Source organism: Flavobacterium rakeshii (assembly GCF_009741375.1).
Taxonomy (GTDB): domain Bacteria; phylum Bacteroidota; class Bacteroidia; order Flavobacteriales; family Flavobacteriaceae; genus Flavobacterium; species Flavobacterium rakeshii.
The window spans coordinates 14838-33261 of the sequence record NZ_WOWP01000048.1 but is presented as its reverse complement, the minus strand read 5'-3'; the positions used below and the strand labels follow the sequence as shown (position 1 = coordinate 33261).

At 37.7% G+C, this 18424-nt stretch carries 12 protein-coding genes; 5 read left to right on the top strand and 7 right to left on the bottom strand.

The features are described from left to right. The 3 genes from GN157_RS12275 to GN157_RS12265 form a co-directional block, all read left to right on the top strand. A partial coding sequence (locus GN157_RS12275) for a gliding motility-associated C-terminal domain-containing protein (RefSeq protein WP_157483685.1) occupies positions 1-2400 on the top strand: 2400 nt, incomplete at its 5' end. 96 nt (positions 2401-2496) lie between these two features. Continuing rightward, the gene (locus GN157_RS12270) at positions 2497-3408 is read left to right on the top strand and encodes a PorP/SprF family type IX secretion system membrane protein (protein ID WP_157483684.1); all 912 of its coding nucleotides are present in this window, start codon (positions 2497-2499) and stop codon (positions 3406-3408) included. 12 nt (positions 3409-3420) lie between these two features. Further along, positions 3421-5352 (top strand): OmpA family protein, encoded by a 1932-nt coding sequence (locus GN157_RS12265; protein WP_157483683.1) that lies wholly within the window; start codon positions 3421-3423, stop codon positions 5350-5352. 103 nt (positions 5353-5455) lie between these two features. On the opposite strand, the gene GN157_RS12260 is transcribed toward GN157_RS12265, so the two are convergent. The 4 genes from GN157_RS12260 to GN157_RS12245 all read right to left on the bottom strand — a co-directional run bounded on the left by GN157_RS12260 (position 5456) and on the right by GN157_RS12245 (position 10648). Continuing rightward, entirely contained in the window at positions 5456-6295 is an 840-nt protein-coding gene (locus GN157_RS12260) for a DUF4249 domain-containing protein (RefSeq protein ID WP_157483682.1), read from the bottom strand. A 3-nt stretch (positions 6296-6298) separates the two neighbouring features. Next, the gene (locus tag GN157_RS12255; protein WP_157483681.1) at positions 6299-8914 is read right to left on the bottom strand and encodes a TonB-dependent receptor; all 2616 of its coding nucleotides are present in this window, start codon (positions 8912-8914) and stop codon (positions 6299-6301) included. A 100-nt stretch (positions 8915-9014) separates the two neighbouring features. Further along, entirely contained in the window at positions 9015-9860 is an 846-nt protein-coding gene (locus GN157_RS12250; protein WP_157483680.1) for a FecR family protein, read from the bottom strand. A gap of 260 nt (positions 9861-10120) precedes the next feature. Beyond that, complete coding sequence (locus tag GN157_RS12245) at positions 10121-10648, bottom strand: RNA polymerase sigma factor (RefSeq protein ID WP_157483679.1); 528 nt, start codon at positions 10646-10648, stop codon at positions 10121-10123. A 169-nt stretch (positions 10649-10817) separates the two neighbouring features. Between GN157_RS12245 and GN157_RS12240 the strand changes: the two genes are divergently transcribed. Both GN157_RS12240 and GN157_RS12235 read left to right on the top strand, forming a co-directional pair. Next, the gene (locus GN157_RS12240) at positions 10818-11654 is read left to right on the top strand and encodes an SDR family NAD(P)-dependent oxidoreductase (protein ID WP_157483678.1); all 837 of its coding nucleotides are present in this window, start codon (positions 10818-10820) and stop codon (positions 11652-11654) included. Between the two features lie 93 nt (positions 11655-11747). Continuing rightward, positions 11748-12677 (top strand): helix-turn-helix domain-containing protein, encoded by a 930-nt coding sequence (locus GN157_RS12235; RefSeq protein ID WP_157483677.1) that lies wholly within the window; start codon positions 11748-11750, stop codon positions 12675-12677. Here the strand turns inward: GN157_RS12235 and GN157_RS12230 are convergent. From GN157_RS12230 to GN157_RS12220, 3 genes are all read right to left on the bottom strand, one after another. Continuing rightward, a complete protein-coding gene (locus GN157_RS12230) occupies positions 12674-14467 on the bottom strand; it encodes a hypothetical protein (protein WP_157483676.1) in 1794 nt (597 codons plus the stop codon). The genes GN157_RS12235 and GN157_RS12230 overlap by 4 nt on opposite strands. A 129-nt stretch (positions 14468-14596) precedes the next feature. Then, a complete protein-coding gene (locus GN157_RS12225; protein WP_157483675.1) occupies positions 14597-15922 on the bottom strand; it encodes a TolC family protein in 1326 nt (441 codons plus the stop codon). Between the two features lie 74 nt (positions 15923-15996). Next, the gene (locus GN157_RS12220) at positions 15997-18423 is read right to left on the bottom strand and encodes an ABC transporter permease (RefSeq protein ID WP_157483674.1); all 2427 of its coding nucleotides are present in this window, start codon (positions 18421-18423) and stop codon (positions 15997-15999) included. Position 18424: the final 1 nt, after the last annotated feature.

The following is an 18424-nucleotide window of genomic DNA, read 5'->3' as shown; positions in this document are numbered from 1 at the left end:
TGGAGTTCAGAACCAATGGAGCTTGACATCACTTTAGAGTGTAGCGACCTTGACGGATTAGCCGCTGCTCAGGCGCAACAGCCTGTAGCAACCGATAACTGTGACGGAGAAATCAGCTACACTAAAACTGAAGGTTCTTTCGTATCCTCAGGTTGTGCTAACGCAGGAACCTATACTAACACCTGGGTAGCCACCGACCTGTGTGGCAATGTATCGGAAATCTTCACTCAGGTGATAACCATCGAAGATACTACTGCTCCAATGTGGAGTACTGCTTCTTCTGAATTAGATATTACTTTAGAATGTAGTGACCTTGACGGATTGGCTGCCGTTCAGGCGCAACAACCTGTAGCAACCGATAACTGTGACGGTGAGATTTCATATACCAAAACTGAAGGTTCATTTGTGTCCTCCGGTTGTGCTAACGCAGGTACTTATACCAATACCTGGGTAGCCACCGACCTGTGTGGCAATGTATCGGAAGTATTTACTCAAATAATCACTATTGAAGATACTACTGCTCCGGTTTGGTCAACTATGGATGCTGAACTGAATATTACTTTAGAATGTAGCGACCTTGACGGATTGGTCGCTGCTCAGGCGCAACAGCCTGTAGCTACCGATAACTGTGACGGGGAGATTTCATATATTAAAACTGAAGGTTCATTTGTGTCCTCCGGTTGTGCTAACGCAGGTACTTATACCAATACCTGGGTAGCAACCGATCTTTGTGGAAACGTATCGGAAGTATTTACTCAAATAATCACTATTGAAGATACTACTGCTCCAATGTGGAGTACTGCTTCTTCTGAATTAGATATTACTTTAGAATGTAGTGACCTTGACGGATTGGCTGCCGCTCAGGCGCAACAGCCTGTAGCTACCGACAACTGTGACGGAGAGATTTCATACACTAAAACAGAAGGTTCATTTGTATCCTCAGGTTGTGCCAATAGTGGTACTTACACCAATATCTGGGTAGCTACCGACCTTTGTGGAAACGTATCGGAGATTTTCACTCAGATAATCACTATTGAAGATACTACGGCTCCAATGTGGAGTTCAGAACCAATGGAACTGGACATCACTCTAGAGTGTAGCGACCTTGACGGATTAGCTGCCGCTCAGGCCATGCAACCTATAGCTACAGACAACTGTGACGGTGAGATTAACTACACTAAAACCGAAGGTGAGTTTGTATCATCAGGTTGTGAGAATTCGGGTACTTATACTAATACATGGACAGCTACAGATGGATGTGGTAATGTATCGGCAATATTCACTCAGGTGATAACTATTGAAGATACCATCGCCCCTGTTTTTGTTGGAAACCTTCCGCAGGACATGGCAGTATCGTGTGATGATGTTCCGGAACCTGAAACAATAACTGCATCAGATAACTGTAACCCTGATGCTGTAACAATCTCCTTTGAAGAGATAAGAACTGACACTGAATGTGATACAGATTATGTATTAAGTCGTATTTGGACAGTTACCGACTGTGCGGGCAATAGTATTGATTATACACAAATTATAACCGTTATGGATACTACTCCTCCAACAGGAATAGCTCCTGCTGATATTACCGACTTAGAGAATATATCAGACATTCCGGCTCCAGATCCGGGTGCAGTAACCGATGTAGCTGATAACTGTAGCGAATTTGTTGATATAACAATAGATGACACCGATAATGGAGATACCGGTTGTGTAGGCGCTCCATATATAGTAACCAGAACATACACATTGTCTGACTGTGCAGGTAATACAACCACACTGGTACAAACAATAACTGTTCTTCAAGATGATTCAAGCATAAGAAGAGCTACAGGTACTGCATGTAATGAAGAGACAGCTCTTGTTAATTTATTTGATTTCACCCCTCAGGATATTCCACAGGATGGTACGTGGATATGTACAAACAGTGATATTGTAATTGACCGCGGTAGTTTTATTAATGTGTACGGACTTGCGATTGGTGACTATAATTTTGATTATATGTACAAGGATGAAACCTGCCCTAGTCTTAAATTGAATCTTACAGTAGAAGATAATTGTAAAATAATTGAATGCGAGCCAATACTGGTACACAATGCCTTCTCTCCTAACGGAGATAATATAAATGAAACCTTTGTTATAGATAATATTGATAATACAGAATGTTATCCTGACAATAGTGTTGAAATATATAACCGATGGGGAATACTGGTATTTGAAACCAGAAACTACAACAATACTTCAAATGCTTTTGATGGCATTTCAAGAGGAAGAACAACAGTAAACAAATCAGTAGGTCTTCCAACAGGAACTTACTTTTATATCCTTAACTACACCTCCTTTGACGGAAAAGGCGTAATGCAGACAAATAGTAAAAGTGGATACTTATTCCTTTCAAGGTAATAAGTATTCACCCCCTAACGGGGCTATACATCTGCTTCTGTTAAAGGTTAACTTTTTAAAGATGAAAGTAATGTGAAACAAAAAATTATAGGAATTATGAAAACAAAAATATTTTTTTTCGTATTGATACTTACAGCTCTGGTAAGCTACGGCCAGCAAAATGCTCAGTTTACACAATACATGTATAATACCATTAACGTAAACCCGGCCTATGCCGGATCGCGAGGAGCTTTAAGTATGTTTGGTTTATACCGTGCCCAATGGGTTGGGCTGGACGGTGCCCCCGAAACTAGCTGTTTCTCTATGCATACACCATTTAGTAACAGTAATGTAGGTTTAGGTATTTCATTGATAAATGATAAAATTGGACCTACTAATCAAAATGATCTTTCAATTGATTTCTCTTATACCATACGTACTTCCGAAACTTACAAACTGTCTTTTGGGCTAAAAGCTACGGGTTACCTTTTTAACCTGGATATTAACAAGTTAAACCCAGTAGATCAAGGCGACCCACAGTTTCAAAACTTTAATAACGTATTTAAACCAAATATAGGTGCAGGTGTTTATTTTCGTTCAGATCGTATGTATGTAGGTTTATCAGTTCCCAGCTTTATTCAGGGCAATGCATATAATGACAATGATGTTGCTATTTACAAAACTAAAATCAATTATTACCTGATAGGAGGATATGTGTTTGATTTGGGTCCTGATGTAAAATTTAAGCCAAGTACACTTATTAAAATGGTTGAAGGTTCACCTTTACAGGTAGACCTATCAGGCAACTTTATGTTCCTTGAGAAATTTACGGTTGGTGCAGCTTACAGATGGGATGCTTCATTTAGCCTTATGGCTGCCTTTCAGCTTAGCGAAAGCTTAAACATAGGCTATGGTTATGATCTTGAAACAACTAATCTGGAGAACTACAATTCTGGTTCGCATGAAATATTCCTGCGCTATGAAATATTTAAAAATAATGGAAAAATGACAACTCCTCGTTTCTTTTAAAACATCTATATCATGAAAAATTATATTTTCTTATACATAGCAATAATAGGGTTACTGTCATTTAACGGTTATTCACAGGAAAAAAGAGTAGCTTCTGCCGATAAAAAATACGACAGCTATGCCTATGTAAATGCTATTAAAACGTATGAACGGGTTGCTAATAAAGGATATAAATCTGAAGAGATTTTTAAAAACCTGGGTAATGCCTTTTATTTCAACTCTAAATTTGATAAAGCTGCAAAATGGTATGGCGAACTGTTTGCCATGAATACTGAACTGGAACCCGAATATTACTACAGGTATGCACAGTCTCTTAAATCGATTGGAGAGATTGAAAAATCTAAAGAGATGCTCGACCTGTTTGATGAGAAATCAGAAAACGATATAAGGGCTCAACTGTATAAAAAGGATCGTAACTATATGGAAGATATTCAGGCTAATTCAGGACGCTATGAAATTGATGATGCCGGTATAAACAGCAAATACTCTGATTACGGAACCGCGTTTTATCAGGATAAAATCATCTTTACATCTGCAAGGGACACCGGTAGCCTGGGGCACCGCAGGCATAAATGGACAGGAGAATCGTTTACCAACCTGTATCAGTCCAGTGTTGATGAAGACCTGAATCCAAAACGTGCCAAAAAATTCAGATGCAAATTAAAAACGAAGTTCCATGAGTCAACTCCTATTTTCACTAAAGACGGTAATACCGTTTACTTTACCCGAAACAATTATGTTAACGGAAAAAAAGGAAAAGATGAAAATAAAATTACTTTAGTAAAAATATACAAAGCCACATTTGAAAATAATAAATGGGGTAATATAACAGAGCTCCCTTTTAATAATGATTCCTACAGTGTGGCACACCCGGCACTGAGTCCGGATGAGAAAACACTCTACTTTGCGTCAGACATGCCCGGTACAATAGGTCAGTCAGACATATTCAGGGTAAGTATAGACAGTTTAGGCAATTTTGGCAAGCCTGAAAATTTAGGTCCGGGAATTAATACCGAAGGAAAAGAAACATTCCCTTTTGTAAGCAATGAAAATGAGATTTATTTTGCTTCAGACGGGCATCCCGGCCTGGGAGGGCTGGATGTATTTGTAGGTAAATTAGACGAGAAAGGCGTTCATAATATTCAAAACGTTGGCGCCGATATCAATTCTCCTATGGACGACTTTGCCTATATAATAGATACAAAATCCCGAAGAGGCTTTTTTTCATCAAATAAAGGAGATTCGAAAAACGATAATATCTATAAATTTCTTGAAACCCGAAAACTGGAATGTATACAAGAATTATATGGTGTGGTGACCGACCTAAACACAGGTGAGATACTACCATACACTAAGCTTACCCTGTATGACCGTAAATTTAACCTTGTAGGCACAACAAACTCTGATGAAAAAGGGAACTATATATTTGCTGTAGAGTGTGGTACTACTTATAATATAAGAGCCGAAAAAGAAGAATACACCACAAAAGAACAACTGGTAAATATTCCGTATGAAAATGGTAAAACCAATTTACCAATTCAGCTAGAAAAAACCGAATGTGTAGTAACTATTGGTGATGACCTGGGTAAATGCTTTGGTATAAAAATGATTTATTTTGACTTAGATAAATCAAACATTCGACCGGAAGCCGCCTTAGATCTCGAAAAAATACTTGACGTGTTAAACGAATATCCAAATATGAAGCTGGATATACGCTCGCATACCGATAGTCGTCAAACTCATAAATATAACGAAGCGCTTTCTGACAGGAGAGCCAAGTCAACAATAAAATGGTTAGTTGATAATGGTGTTGATGCAAGCAGATTAACCGGTAAAGGGTATGGGGAAACCCAACTGGTTAATGAGTGTTCCGATGGTGTAGATTGTACCGAAGAGCAACACCAGATGAACAGGCGTAGTGAGTTTATCATTTCAGACCTATAACTGGAGTGATAGGCTATTCATAATTCCCTTAATTACGCGAAAAGCCGGTTAACAAGTTGTTAGCCGGCTTTTTAATTAAACAATTATTACAACATTACCAATTTTATTCAATAGTATACGAGCGATAGTTTGCCTCACATAGCCTAAAATAGCCTAAAGCATGACTCCCCGCAGTAGTTTGATTAACCATGTTCCCCCTAATATTTGCAGGCGGAGTAGCAAAAGGATTTGATGAGTTAGATTCCAAAATCAGGTTCATATAGTTATAAAACTGTTCTGAAATCCCTCTAACCGTAATCTCTACCACGGTACCCTGTTCCAGTTTTTCGTCAGAGAAATCGTTTTTAATTTCCTGTCCCTCCTTATACTCATCGTCAGAAAGTTCAAAGTCAGGGTAAATTAAAACATCGGTCACAAAATCAGTAAGGTAAAAGTTAAGTTCCTCCAAAGGGTCATCAAAAAATACTGAAATTTCATATTCATCCTCAAAAAAATTATTAACTAACCTTTGCTCTATCCTGTTTATTTCCGGTACCGGTATTAGGGCTTCGGTAGCTTTAAAGGTTTCTTCCTCAACTGTTACTGTAAGAGTGTAACTTCCGTTTAGCTGAGGAATAAAGTTATTACACTCATAAGTACCGGGTTCACTTCCTTCGTTAAACATAAACAGGTTACCTTCACTGTCTTCAATATATACCTGAGCGCCGGATACTTTTGGGGGCGTTGGATTATAGTAGTCGGCCATCCGGCTTATTTTTATGGTTTGTTCATTACCTTCAGTTCCTTTTATCCATAATATTTCGGCATCAATTACCAGTTTTGCCTCTCCTGTATTCAAATCAACATTAACTACCTCTTCACAGGCACAAACAGCCAATACTAATAAAAGGCTCAGTAACTTCACTCCCGCTCTCTTATAATTGTTCATTATTATCTTTTTCATAGCTTAAAATTTAAAGTTGTAAGATACACTTGGTATTGCTCCAAAAACCGAAAGACGTCTGGCTTCATTAAGTCCTGAGTCATCATTGGTAGTAAACTGCATGGAAGCAGCATTTTGCCTGTTGTAAAGGTTGTAAATACTAAATACCCAATAGCTTTGCCATCCCTTTTTCTTGTAAGGTTTTGGTGTATAAGTAGCTGCAATATCCAAATGGTGATAGGCAGGTAGCCTGTTTGCGTTTCTTTCAGAATAGTTAGGGATATTAATACCGTTAAACTGGTAGTAACCGTCTGGGTATGTTACAGGCCTGCCCGATTGCAGAGAGAAATTTGCACTGAAAGACCATTTTTGGTTTAACTCATAATTTCCTGTAACATTAAGGTTATGCAGCTTGTCGTAAGGAGATAAATACCAGTCTCCATTTGCAATACCCGGTTCACCCGGAGCCTGCCCTATAGTTTTTTGTTCTGCTCTCGAAATAGTGTAGGCCACCCATCCTGTTAACCTCCCCGTATTTTTTCTTACCAAAACCTCAAGCCCGTATGACCTTGCTTTACCATTAAGTATTTCCTGTTCTAAATTATTATTTCCCAGCAAATCGGCACCATCTACATAATCAATTCGGTTTTTGATTTTCTTATAGAAAGCTTCGGTTTCAAGTGAATAGGTTTTGTTCTTAAAATTCCTGAAGTAGCCTATAGCAAACTGATCCAGTATCTGTGGTTTTATAAAAGGTCCGCTTGGAGTCCATATATTCATAGGCAGTGGCGACTGGCTATTAGTTAGTATATGTAAATACTGTGCCATACGGTTATAACTTGCTTTTACAGAAGCATCGTCATTAAAGGCGAAAGATAGCGCTGCCCTTGGCTCAAAATTATCAAAGCCTGATATTTTTTTTTCTTTGCCATAAAATGTGGTTCCTGCCACTGTACCATGTTCATAGATATCAAAAACAGGATTATATACTACCGGTCGGTCATTTTCATAAATATTTATTTCCTGTGCCCCAAACCTGTAGAACATGCTGTAGCGTAAACCGTAACGAAAATTAATCTTATCAGATATCTTTTGTTCAATATCAAGATATGCAGAAGGTTCAAGAGCGTATTTTTTATCTAGCTGTTGGTAGTTAAAACTTGAGCTTTCGTTATCGGGCGCTAACGTACCGGGATTAAAGTCATAGTAGGTTGTGGCAATTCCGTAATTTAGGGTAAAGGTGTCCGACAGGTAATGCTGCCAGTCGTACTTAAACCCATAACTTTTTATAGAGCTGTCCCAGGTAAAGTTTTCTGAATTTATCGTTAGGTTAAACTTGTAATCACTGTAAAATACCGACAGGTTAGTGGCTAAATCAGGTGAAAAGATATGCTTCCAGTTTAAGTTTCCCATAGTATTACCATAAATACTGGAAAAGCTGTCTCCTATATCAAAAACATCATTACCAAGATATCCTGAAAACTGCAGACTGTTACTCTCGTTTAGATCAAAATTAAGGCGTGTATTAATATCATAAAACATAGCCGAATTTTTGTTGTCTGCCAATTTTAAAAATAAATGTGCATAAGACGACCTGCCGGCAACCATAAACGAACTCTTCCCTTTTTGTATTGGTCCTTTTACCGTTAGTCTGCTGGATATTAACCCTATCCCTCCATTAACACCTAAGCTGTCTAAACCTCCTGTTTGCTGTTTTACATCGAGTACAGATGATACGCGTCCGCCGTATTTTGAAGGTATACCTCCTTTATACAAATCCAGACTGTTTATAGCATCGGCATTAAAAACAGAGAAGAAACCAAACATATGTGAATCGCTATAAATAGGAGCTCCGTCCAAAAGGATAAGATTTTGATCGGCAGCGCCTCCCCTTACATTAAAACCGGAAGAAGCCTCTCCCGCATTTGTAACACCGGGTAGGGTTAGCAATGCCTTTAACGGATCGGGCTCTCCCATAGCTACAGGAATTTGTTTAATCTCCTCTACCGAAAGGCTGTTCATACTCATTTGAGGTTTCTTAATATCTACAGCCTTATTATTCTGGTTAATTACCACTTCATTAAGGGTTTGAGTATCTACCTCCATACTAAAGTTTAGATGTGTGTTTTTTGACAGAGACACCTGTTGTTCCCTTTTTTTAAACCCCAAAAAAGCAATAACTACGGTATAATTACCTGAGGGCAGGTTTAGGGAGAAATTTCCGTTTTCATCGGCTGAGGTATATATACCTAATCCCTTTACCTCAATACTGGCTCCTATTAACGGCTGTTGGTTATCGTCTAGAACAGTTCCCGATAGTGTATGTTCCTGCTTTTTCTTACTGCTTCCCGTTTGCTTTACAGTGATATTATTCCCTATAAGTGAAAAATGAAAAGGCAGTTCGTTATTGAGTTGTTCCAGTAGTTGTTTAACTTCTATAGTATCATACTTCAAGCTTCTTTTAAAATACTTGTTACCGGTATTTATTTTCTCAGTGAAAGCAAATTTATAATCGGTTTGATTTTCAATCTGTTTAAACAGTTCATCGAGAGTCGAATCGGGCGATATACTTATAGAAATGTGTTGTGAGTATAAGTTAAAACTGAGCATTAAAAAGCATGATGCAAGTATATGCTTCATAAAATTTTGTATTTTTGAAATTAGATTAAAATGGATTGTAAGGTCTGTTTTGATACCAGAAAGGATGTTTAGTTTCGCGGCTATGGCATCCTTTTCTATTTTATCTTGATTTAAAGGTCACTTTCTTTATTTCTTCATTTATTTGAGGGGTTAGGTTATACATTTCGGCCAAAATATGTATTACATCGGTTAAATTTTCTTTCTCGTTTAATCGCAAGGTTACCTGCATATTGATATAGCTTTTAGGCATAATCACCTCATAGCCATAAGTATCTCTTATATGTTTTAAAACCGATTTTAATGGTACATTATCAAAATCTTTAAATCGGTTAAAAGCCTCTACAGTTACTTCCTGCTCGTTGTATACAAACTCCTCTCCGGGAGAAAGCAGCCAGTTATGAGAATTGCCTTTTACAGTCATTTGTACACTTCCCTCATATAACTTTACCGATACCGAATCTTCTTCTCCTTCGGCAACAGTAAAACAGGTACCTAAAACTGTTGTGGTAGTCTCGCCACAAAATACCCTGAAAGGATGTTCTTTATCCTTGTGTACCTTAAAGAAAGCTGTTCCGTTAAGGTTTATTTTTCTGTTGTCTGCAAAATCACTGGTATACTCCAGTTTAGCATTTGGCTGCAATTCTACTACAGTACTATCCGGAAGATTAATAAGTTTCACTTTTGTAGTTGGGTTCTCAACTATGGTATAGGCCATATCTCTATTCCCTCCAAAAGAATTATCTGACAATAAAACTCCGCTTAGGGAAAGAAAAACTAATAATATCGCCGCCGCGGCATAGTACCAAGGCTTTATCTTTCTTGGTTTCTTCTCAAATACCTTTGCAGAGAAGTCATTCCATGAGGCCTCTTTCTTCTCATCAGGCTGCTGTGTAGCTTCCTCCTCCCAAACTTTTTTAAGTTCCTTATCAATATTTTTATCTTCCATGGTAGTGTTATAATTTTTGACAGTGAAACCCCTGCTTCACAAACAGCGAGCATACCACATCAGAGATTTCCCTATTGGTATGCACGCGCAATATGCGATTGCTGTCCTGCAAATCAAAGCTTATAGGGCAATCAGAAATACAATGCTGCAACAGCCTTAAAAGGTAATTTGCCTGCTCTTGTGTTTCTACATTAGTTTTAAAAATCTCGAGGTTCATTTGCTTGTCATTTATCCTATAACAAACGGGAAACAAAAAGTTCCTAAGCCTCAGCGATTTTTTTTTGAATAAATTTATTAGCGAGGTAAATATGGTTAGCTATTGTTTTCTCTGAAAGCTTTGTCATCTCTGCTATTTCCTGGTACGAATAGTTATCCAGCTTGTGTAGTGTAAATATTTTTTTTTGCTGTTCCGGTAGCTGCTCTAACAGGTACTGAAGTTGTTTTTTCCTGTCCTCCATCAAAAGCAGGTCGGTATCTTCCCCATCGGCTTCCATTTTTAATTTTACAGGATCCAGTGGTATAACCTTGTTTTCCCTGTTAAGATGATTGAGAATTATATTTTTACAGATAACAAACAACTGCTTATCAAAAAGAACATCTTCCTTCAGCAATTCCCTTTTGGTATAAAGTTGTACAAAAGTTTCCTGCACAAAATCATCGGGGGTTAGAAACTTAAATTCAAACCTCCTTGCCACCTGTATGAGTTTATCATAGTGCTTAAAATAAACTTCTTTAAAGGTTTTTTGATTTCCTTTTTTAAGACTCTTTATGAGTTTACTGTTATCCATAAAATAATATATGCGGAAAGCAATTGCTAAAAATAACTCAATAATAAGAATTATAGTATAAAATGATACAACAAAACTTTTTTTGGCTACAACTACCCTGAATTAGACTACAATAGGCCTAACCTATTCACTGACCTTTGTACTGTAATTAATTTAAAACTAAAAGATTATGACAAATCAAAAGAAAAACAAGATATGGTTTATTACAGGTACATCCAGAGGTTTCGGCCGTGTTTGGACCGAAGCCGCACTACAACGTGGTGATAAAGTAGCAGCAACAGCCCGAAGCTTGGAAAGTATAGCCGACTTTAAAGAAAGGTATGGTGATAATGTACTGACTTTACAGCTTGATGTAACCAAACCCGAACAGGTAAAAACAGCTTTAGAACAAGCCTATAATCATTTTGGAAAACTGGATATTGTGTTCAATAATGCAGGATATTCACTAATAGGAACTATTGAGGAAGCCAACCCCGATGAAATTCGCCTGTTGTATGAAACCAATGTTATAGGCCCCGTTACAGTTATACAGGCTGCCCTGCCGTTATTACGTAAACAGGGTTACGGGCATATACTGGGAACATCAAGTAATTTGGGGCACATAAGCTTCCCGGTTATAGGATATTACTGCTCGTCAAAATGGGCTTTTGAATCGATACATGAAAGCCTTGCTGCCGAAGTTAGTCAGTTTAATATTAAAGTAACCATTATAGAACCGGGTGCCTATGCTACCGAATTCGGCAGTCAGGAATCATTAAAATTCTCTGCCGGTATGGAGGAATATGACGACTTTAAAAACCAGTTTATAGGCGGACTTAGAAACCTTGAAAGAGGCAACCCCGATGCTACTCCAAATGCATTGTTTAAAGTAGTAGACAACGAGAACCCTCCGTTACGCTTTTTCCTTGGTGACCAGGGACTACCATCAGTACGTGAGGCTTATAACAACAGGCTTGCTGAGTGGGAAAAATGGGAAACTGTATCCAACTCGGCACAAGGAAATTAAGAATGCATCCTTAAAGAGGTAAAACCTTGATAATTGATTTTAGATAACCGATATTTGTATAGGTATCGGTTATCTTTTTAACTGATTTTAAAAATGAAAAAAGAAGATATTCCACATATTAAATTCAACTCCATATCTGAAGGGCATAAGTTTTTTGGGCTTCCTGCCCCTGCACACCCATTGATAAGTGTTATTAGCAGTACAAACTCATCTCTTGATTTTAGTAAACCTGCAGCTAACCACATTCTTAACTTTTACAAAATATCCTACCGCCCAAAATTCAGTAACCGCCTAAAATACGGTCAGCACTATTATGACTTTGATCAGGGCGGACTCCTGTTTGCTTCCCCTAACCAAATTATAGGTAAAGAAGACCATGACCCTATGGATGTATCGAGCTGTTCATCGCATGTGTTACTTATCCATCCTGATTTTTTATGGAATTATCCGTTAGCCAAAAAGATAAAGCAATACGGTTTCTTTTCTTATGCTACTAATGAGGCATTACACCTTTCGGAAAGTGAAAGAAACACTATGCTTTCTATATTCAGAATGATTGACGATGAGCTTAACAATCGTATTGATGATTTTAGTCAGGATGTTATCATTTCACAAATAGAGCTGTTACTCAACTATGCCAATCGTTTTTATAAACGTCAGTTTCTTACCCGTAAGGCTGTAAACAGCGACCTGTTACAACAACTGAACGATTTACTGGATAATTATTTTAGTGATGATAATCCCTTAAACGAAGGGTTGCCCAGTGTACAGTACCTTGCAGAGCAGCTTAACCTATCACCAAACTATCTTAGCGATATGTTGCGTTCCCTAATAGGTCAAACGGCTCAGCAGTACATTCACAGTAAACTTATAGACAAGGCTAAGGAAATACTCTCTACAACCAGTCTAACCGTTAGTGAAATTGCCTATACACTGGGGTTTGAACATCCACAATCGTTTAGTAAACTCTTTAAATCAAAAACAAACCAATCCCCTTTGGAGTTTAGGAAGTCGTTTAATTAAATAGCGATACTTTCCAGTTCAGTTCTATAACTATTAAGACTGTTTAAAATTTTGTCCCTTTGCACTTCAAAACAGCTATTATCAATAAATAACTTGCTGTAATAGTCAATTCCGTTTAAAAGGTTATCTTTAAAAGTTACCCATTTTTTCATTTGTTTTTCAGATGTTTCCGTTTCTAATAACAAATGCTCTTTTAGGTAGTTTACATAAAGCTGTAATTCTTTGATGAACATATTAGGTCGGTCTCCATTTTGTAAAACAGATGAATACCCATAAATATGCCTTACCATATCAAATAATGAAACCTCCCTGTTAAAGTAAGCCATATTAGGCCCGGGACAAATTACTACACCCTGCTCCTCTCCTTTCACATGGATATTATTCTCCATATAAGCCGGATTAGCAAGCCCTACACAAAGGCACGACTTTACAACTATAGTATCCTGCTTTTGCCTGTATTCAGCCTCAGTAATGGTATCCCTGTACTGTTCCAGTTCAAAAAGCTTACGTTTTTGGTATTTTCTGGATGCGGTGCAAATACCTTTCTCATCATACTCGTTATGTAGTGCCAGTAGTTTTTTAGGACAAGAACTGCCCGCTTTGTTTTGCAATACACGATTGTTTTTAATACACTCGTTAGTCGTTCCCTTAACCGTATTGAAAGGTACTCCCAACGGAGATATTTCACTTTTATAAAAATCGTTCTCGCCAGCTTCCATTAAAAGTTTTCGGGTAGCAGCATCGGTAGTGGTTGCCTCAGGTACTAAAAGGAACGGCGATCCCCAACCTACCGAATCGGTTTTGTAATAATCGAGTAAAAACTGATGTTCTTCGGCAGTACCAACGCCTCCCTGTACAGTTATTTTTACTTCAAGGGGTTCTTTTGGGATGAAAGCCTGCTTTTGTTCCAGTTCCTTGACCCATAATTCATACACCGGAGATATTAGTTCCTGTTTGCGTTGTTTGAATTCCTCCATAATAGGTCCCAGTAACAATCCGTTTGTGGCAAAGGCATGCCCTCCGCAATTAAGACCTGATTCTATTCTATACTCGCTTACCCATATTCCTTTTTTAGCAAGAAACTTACTTTGTATTAATGCCGACCTGAAATCACTTACCTTAAGTATTACTTTCTTCTTTAATTTCCCTGTTACATCCGGAAAAAAATCAGGAAACTCTGCAAGGTAATTATATAGTGACGGATTCATCCCTGCCGATAGTACTACTGCCGACTCTAACTTACTGTGAGCAAATCCTCTTAAAGCAGCATGGGCATCGTTATAACATGTAGGTAAGGTATCGTTATCACTGTAGTTGGCTTTATCAACCTTAGTCATGATGTTTACATCTATTGCACCCGGCCTGAAATGTTTGTTAAGGAAGCTTCGTATCTCGTTTGTTTGGTCAAACGGACTCGATGCATAGAACTGAAGTCCTTTTTTTAAGTCAGACACAGTAGGCAGCATATCAACAAAACTGCTAAGTGTTTTTTTACTGTTAACCAGTTCTGTACAAAAGGCATCATACTTCTGCTTAACAATTTTATCTACCGTATTCAGGTAGGCTGTAATACGCTCAGCCCTGTAGTCTGATATTTTTTTTGATATTTCCTTGTACGGAAGTTCAAATTTTTCACTGTAAAAGGCATGCATTTTTTCGATTAGTTCATCATCTACAATAGAGATAACCGAATCAATACCAAACTGTGCCACCTTAATAGGACTGTCAATAGTATAGGCAAGCCCCATAACAGGAATATGAAACCTATGCGGTTGTTTTATAGTTGTCATTTTGCAAATAGTTTTATCTGCAAATATTAAATATCGCCGTGAGACAAAAACTGATAATTATCATACACGGCTAAATGTTTATATATAAAACATGATTAACCCCTGTTTTTATTCAGGAAAACTGATATTTTAAAAAGTATTAAACTGTAAAAATTTCAGTTTATAGCCTACATACTGTACTGTATACTTAGCCTTTAGCAAATTATATTCTGCCATAAGTAACTGGTTTTTTGATGAGGTAAATACTATGGCTTCCACCAGCCCGCTACTAAATTTAGATTGTGTTGTAGTAAACGATTTTTCGGCATACTGCTTTGTGTTTTCAAGCTTTTGTACCAGTTGTTTATTTTGCTGTTGTTTAGCTTTTTCCTGCTCTATGGTTTGGTTTAGTTTAATTTTTTCCTGCTCGCTTTCCACCTGTCTTTTCATATACTCAATTTTTGCTAGCTGTACATCCCTACTGGTGCGCAAACCGTTAAATATAGGTACGTTTAACTGCATACCTATATAATGGTTTTTATTGTCGTTAAGCTGTGTCCAGAAAGGGTTTACCTGTTGCCCTCCCGGCTGATTAAGCGGCAGGTAATAAAATGATGAATAACTGTAATAGGCACTTAAAACCGGCAGGTAATTGTTTTTCCTCATAGTAATTTCCTTACGGGCAACCTCCATAGCCAACTCTCTTGACTCTATAGCCGGATAGTTTTTAAGAGCATTTTCAAAGGCATTGGTTTCACTCTCATCAGTAAGCACAACCTCATCGGCTTTAGCCAGTAAAATATCATCAGGATTCGTGTTTTCAACATTCATAAGCTGTAGCAGGGTAAGCTTTTGGTTATACAGCAATTGCTTTGTTTCAAGTATATTATTTTCTTCCTGAGAATAGCTCACCTGCATATCATACAAATCACTGTTTGGCCTGTTGCCAAGCTCTACTTCCTTTTCAACCCTGTTAAGGTTAAACTTTGCATTTTCAAACTGATCCAACTGAATTTTAAGCAACTCCTGAGTATATAGTACATTAAAGTAGTTTTCCAGTATTGACAGCGAATATTCGGCTTGTGTGGCTTCTTTGTCTGCCTTTGCTTTAAGTACTGCTATCTTATTGCGTCTTGCTGTGGTAAACACATTAAAATCAAGCAGGTTCATACTGGCATTGAGCGAAAAATTATCTGACTGTATATTAGAACTTACCCTGTTGTTTGTAGACGGGTCAATAGTAGAACCGATACTGTAGTTATGGCTTGCCGAAAAATCAACCTTTGGTAAATACTCCAGTACAGGGCTACGATGTGTAGTTTCGGCACTTAATACCTCTAACTGACTTAACTGAAAATCAAGACTGTTTTCTTTACCCGTTTCCAGGCATTGCTGCAAGGTCCATACCTGCTGTTGGGCAAACAAAGGCATTGCTGTAACTATAACTAATATATATAAAAAGGATTTACCTTTCATAGCATGATTCTTTTAACAGCCAGTAGGGATTGCGCTCCCTACAGGCTGTTTATTATTAACTAACTTTAAAGATATTATTCGTACTTCAGGTATTTAAGTATCTCTACCCTTGTAGCGGCATAGGCTCTTATCAATACAACTGTAAGTGTTAAGCCCATAAGTGAAAGGAAGCCTACTACAAACGGTTGCCAGGAAACTTCTATCCTGTAAACAAAATTTTCAAGCCATTTGTTAAGGAGCATCCATACAGGAATTGTCGCTATAACAAATCCTATAACACAAAATAGTACATATTGTCTGGACAAATCTTTAAGTAATGTACCCGTTTCTGCACCCAGTGTTTTACGTATGGCTATTTCCTTCATTCTTCGTTGAATACTATAGGATGATAAGGCAAACAAACCAAATAAAGCTATAAGTATAACCACTACATTAAGCAGGGAAAACACATTGCGTTGCCTTACATAATCTTCATACGTACGGGCAAAGTTTTTATCTACAAAATCATAACTAAAAGGAAAATCAGGATCAACCTTTTCTTTCCATAGTTTCTCAATACCTGCAATAACCGACTCCATTTGTTCGGGATTTGCTTTTATGTAAATCTCATGGCAGTTTTGCAGTTCCCAGGTTTTCACGTTATAGTGAAACAGCATCATAGGTAATATTTTCTCAGCAGGACCAAACATGTGGAAATCCTGTACCACTCCCACAACTTTAAGTTTACTGTCATTATAATTGATAACCTTATTAACCGGGTCGGTTATTTTTAGCATCTTAACTGCTGTTTCATTCAGTATAACCGAATTAATAGTGTCTGAAGATATACGCGGAGATAAATCCCTCCCCTCAAGAAACTTAAAACGGAGTATTTCGGGCAGGCCAAAGTCCATAGCCATAAGCTGCATAGAAACCGTTGTACCCTGATAAGAAACCGAAGACTGCAATACACTCCCGCCCCCTATTTTTACCGTGCTAACTGATACCTGCTCAATCCCTTTTATATTTTTAAGCTGCTCTTTTGTACTCTCATAGCGATTTAACAGCATTTCCATATATCCCTTATCGTTAAAATCGTAAGGGTTTCTGTAATACACATCTAAAACCTGTTCTCCTTTAAATCCTAAGTCTTTTGCTGTAAGGTATTTTATTTGCTGATGCACTATATAAGAGCCTATTACAAAAAAGAAAGCCACCGCAAACTGAACTACCAGCATTCCGTTTCGTAACCATATCCCTTTTTTACTTCTGGAAAAATTCCCTTTAAGTACTTTTACAGCCTCAAACTTTGCCACATAAATAGCCGGAAATATTCCTGCCAATACTATTACAACTATAAACAGTAAAGCAAGATCTATGTAAAAATCGCTTTCATTTATAACCAGATTTTTAGCTAAAAAGCTGTTGTAATATGGCAGTGAAACCTCAACAATTACCAAAGCCAGTAATATGGAAAACAGCGTGGTAATAACCGTTTCAAAAATAAACTGCTTAACAATATTCTTTTTTGAAGCTCCCAGTATTTTTCTCACCCCTACTTCCTTAGCCCTTTTAATAGCATTTGCCGTAGCAAGGTTTATATAGTTTACTATTGATATTACCAATATAAGTATGGAAAGCCCCATCATGATCAGCAATAACTGATAGTTTCCCCTGCCTTCGGGCACATCTGAAACTCTAGACTTTAACCTTAAATCTCTTAAAGGCTCCAGGTATACTTTTGTACTTCCGTAGCGTTCTAAATACTCTTCTTTACTAATACCCGATTCGGCTATGGATTTCTTTACCGTATTGTTGTAGTAAAGCGTATCTATTTGTTGTGAAACATAAGCAGCATCCTCAGGATTTTTAAGCTTTAAAAGTAAATTGTAACCGAAAAAACCCCATCGGTCCTGATTCTTATCAAGCTCTTTATCTATCAGGTTTATCACCGCCTCGGGCTCGTAAGACGATTTTCCGTCTATCCTGTAAACACCTTTTATGGTAAATACTTTATCCATATAAGTTACCTGTTTATTGATAGGATCCTGACTACCAAAAATTCTTTTAGCAGTAGGTTCAGAGATAGCCATACTGGTTGGGCTTAAAGCCGTTTCGGCACTACCTTTAATAAAGGTAAAAGGTAAGAAACTGAAAAAGTTTCTTTGTGCATCGGTAATCTTATCAAGCATTGTTTTTTTACCCTCATAAATTACCACATTAGTGTTATACCATCCTTCAACATAACAGTGTTCTTCCACCTGTGGTACAGATGCCCCTAAAGCCCTGCCAAGCGGCACCGAACTTGAACCCCACAGCATATCTTCCCCCACATCAGACACCGTATAAAATACAACATCCTTGTTAGGGTTCCATGCATTATAGCTATACTCATCGTTACTGTACAGTAATGCAAAAACAAGTCCGGCGATACCCAGGCTAAGCCCCAGTATATTAAGTGCTGTAAAAAGCTTGTTTTGCCTAATGTTATACAGGTATATTTTTAACCAGTTTTTCAGCATA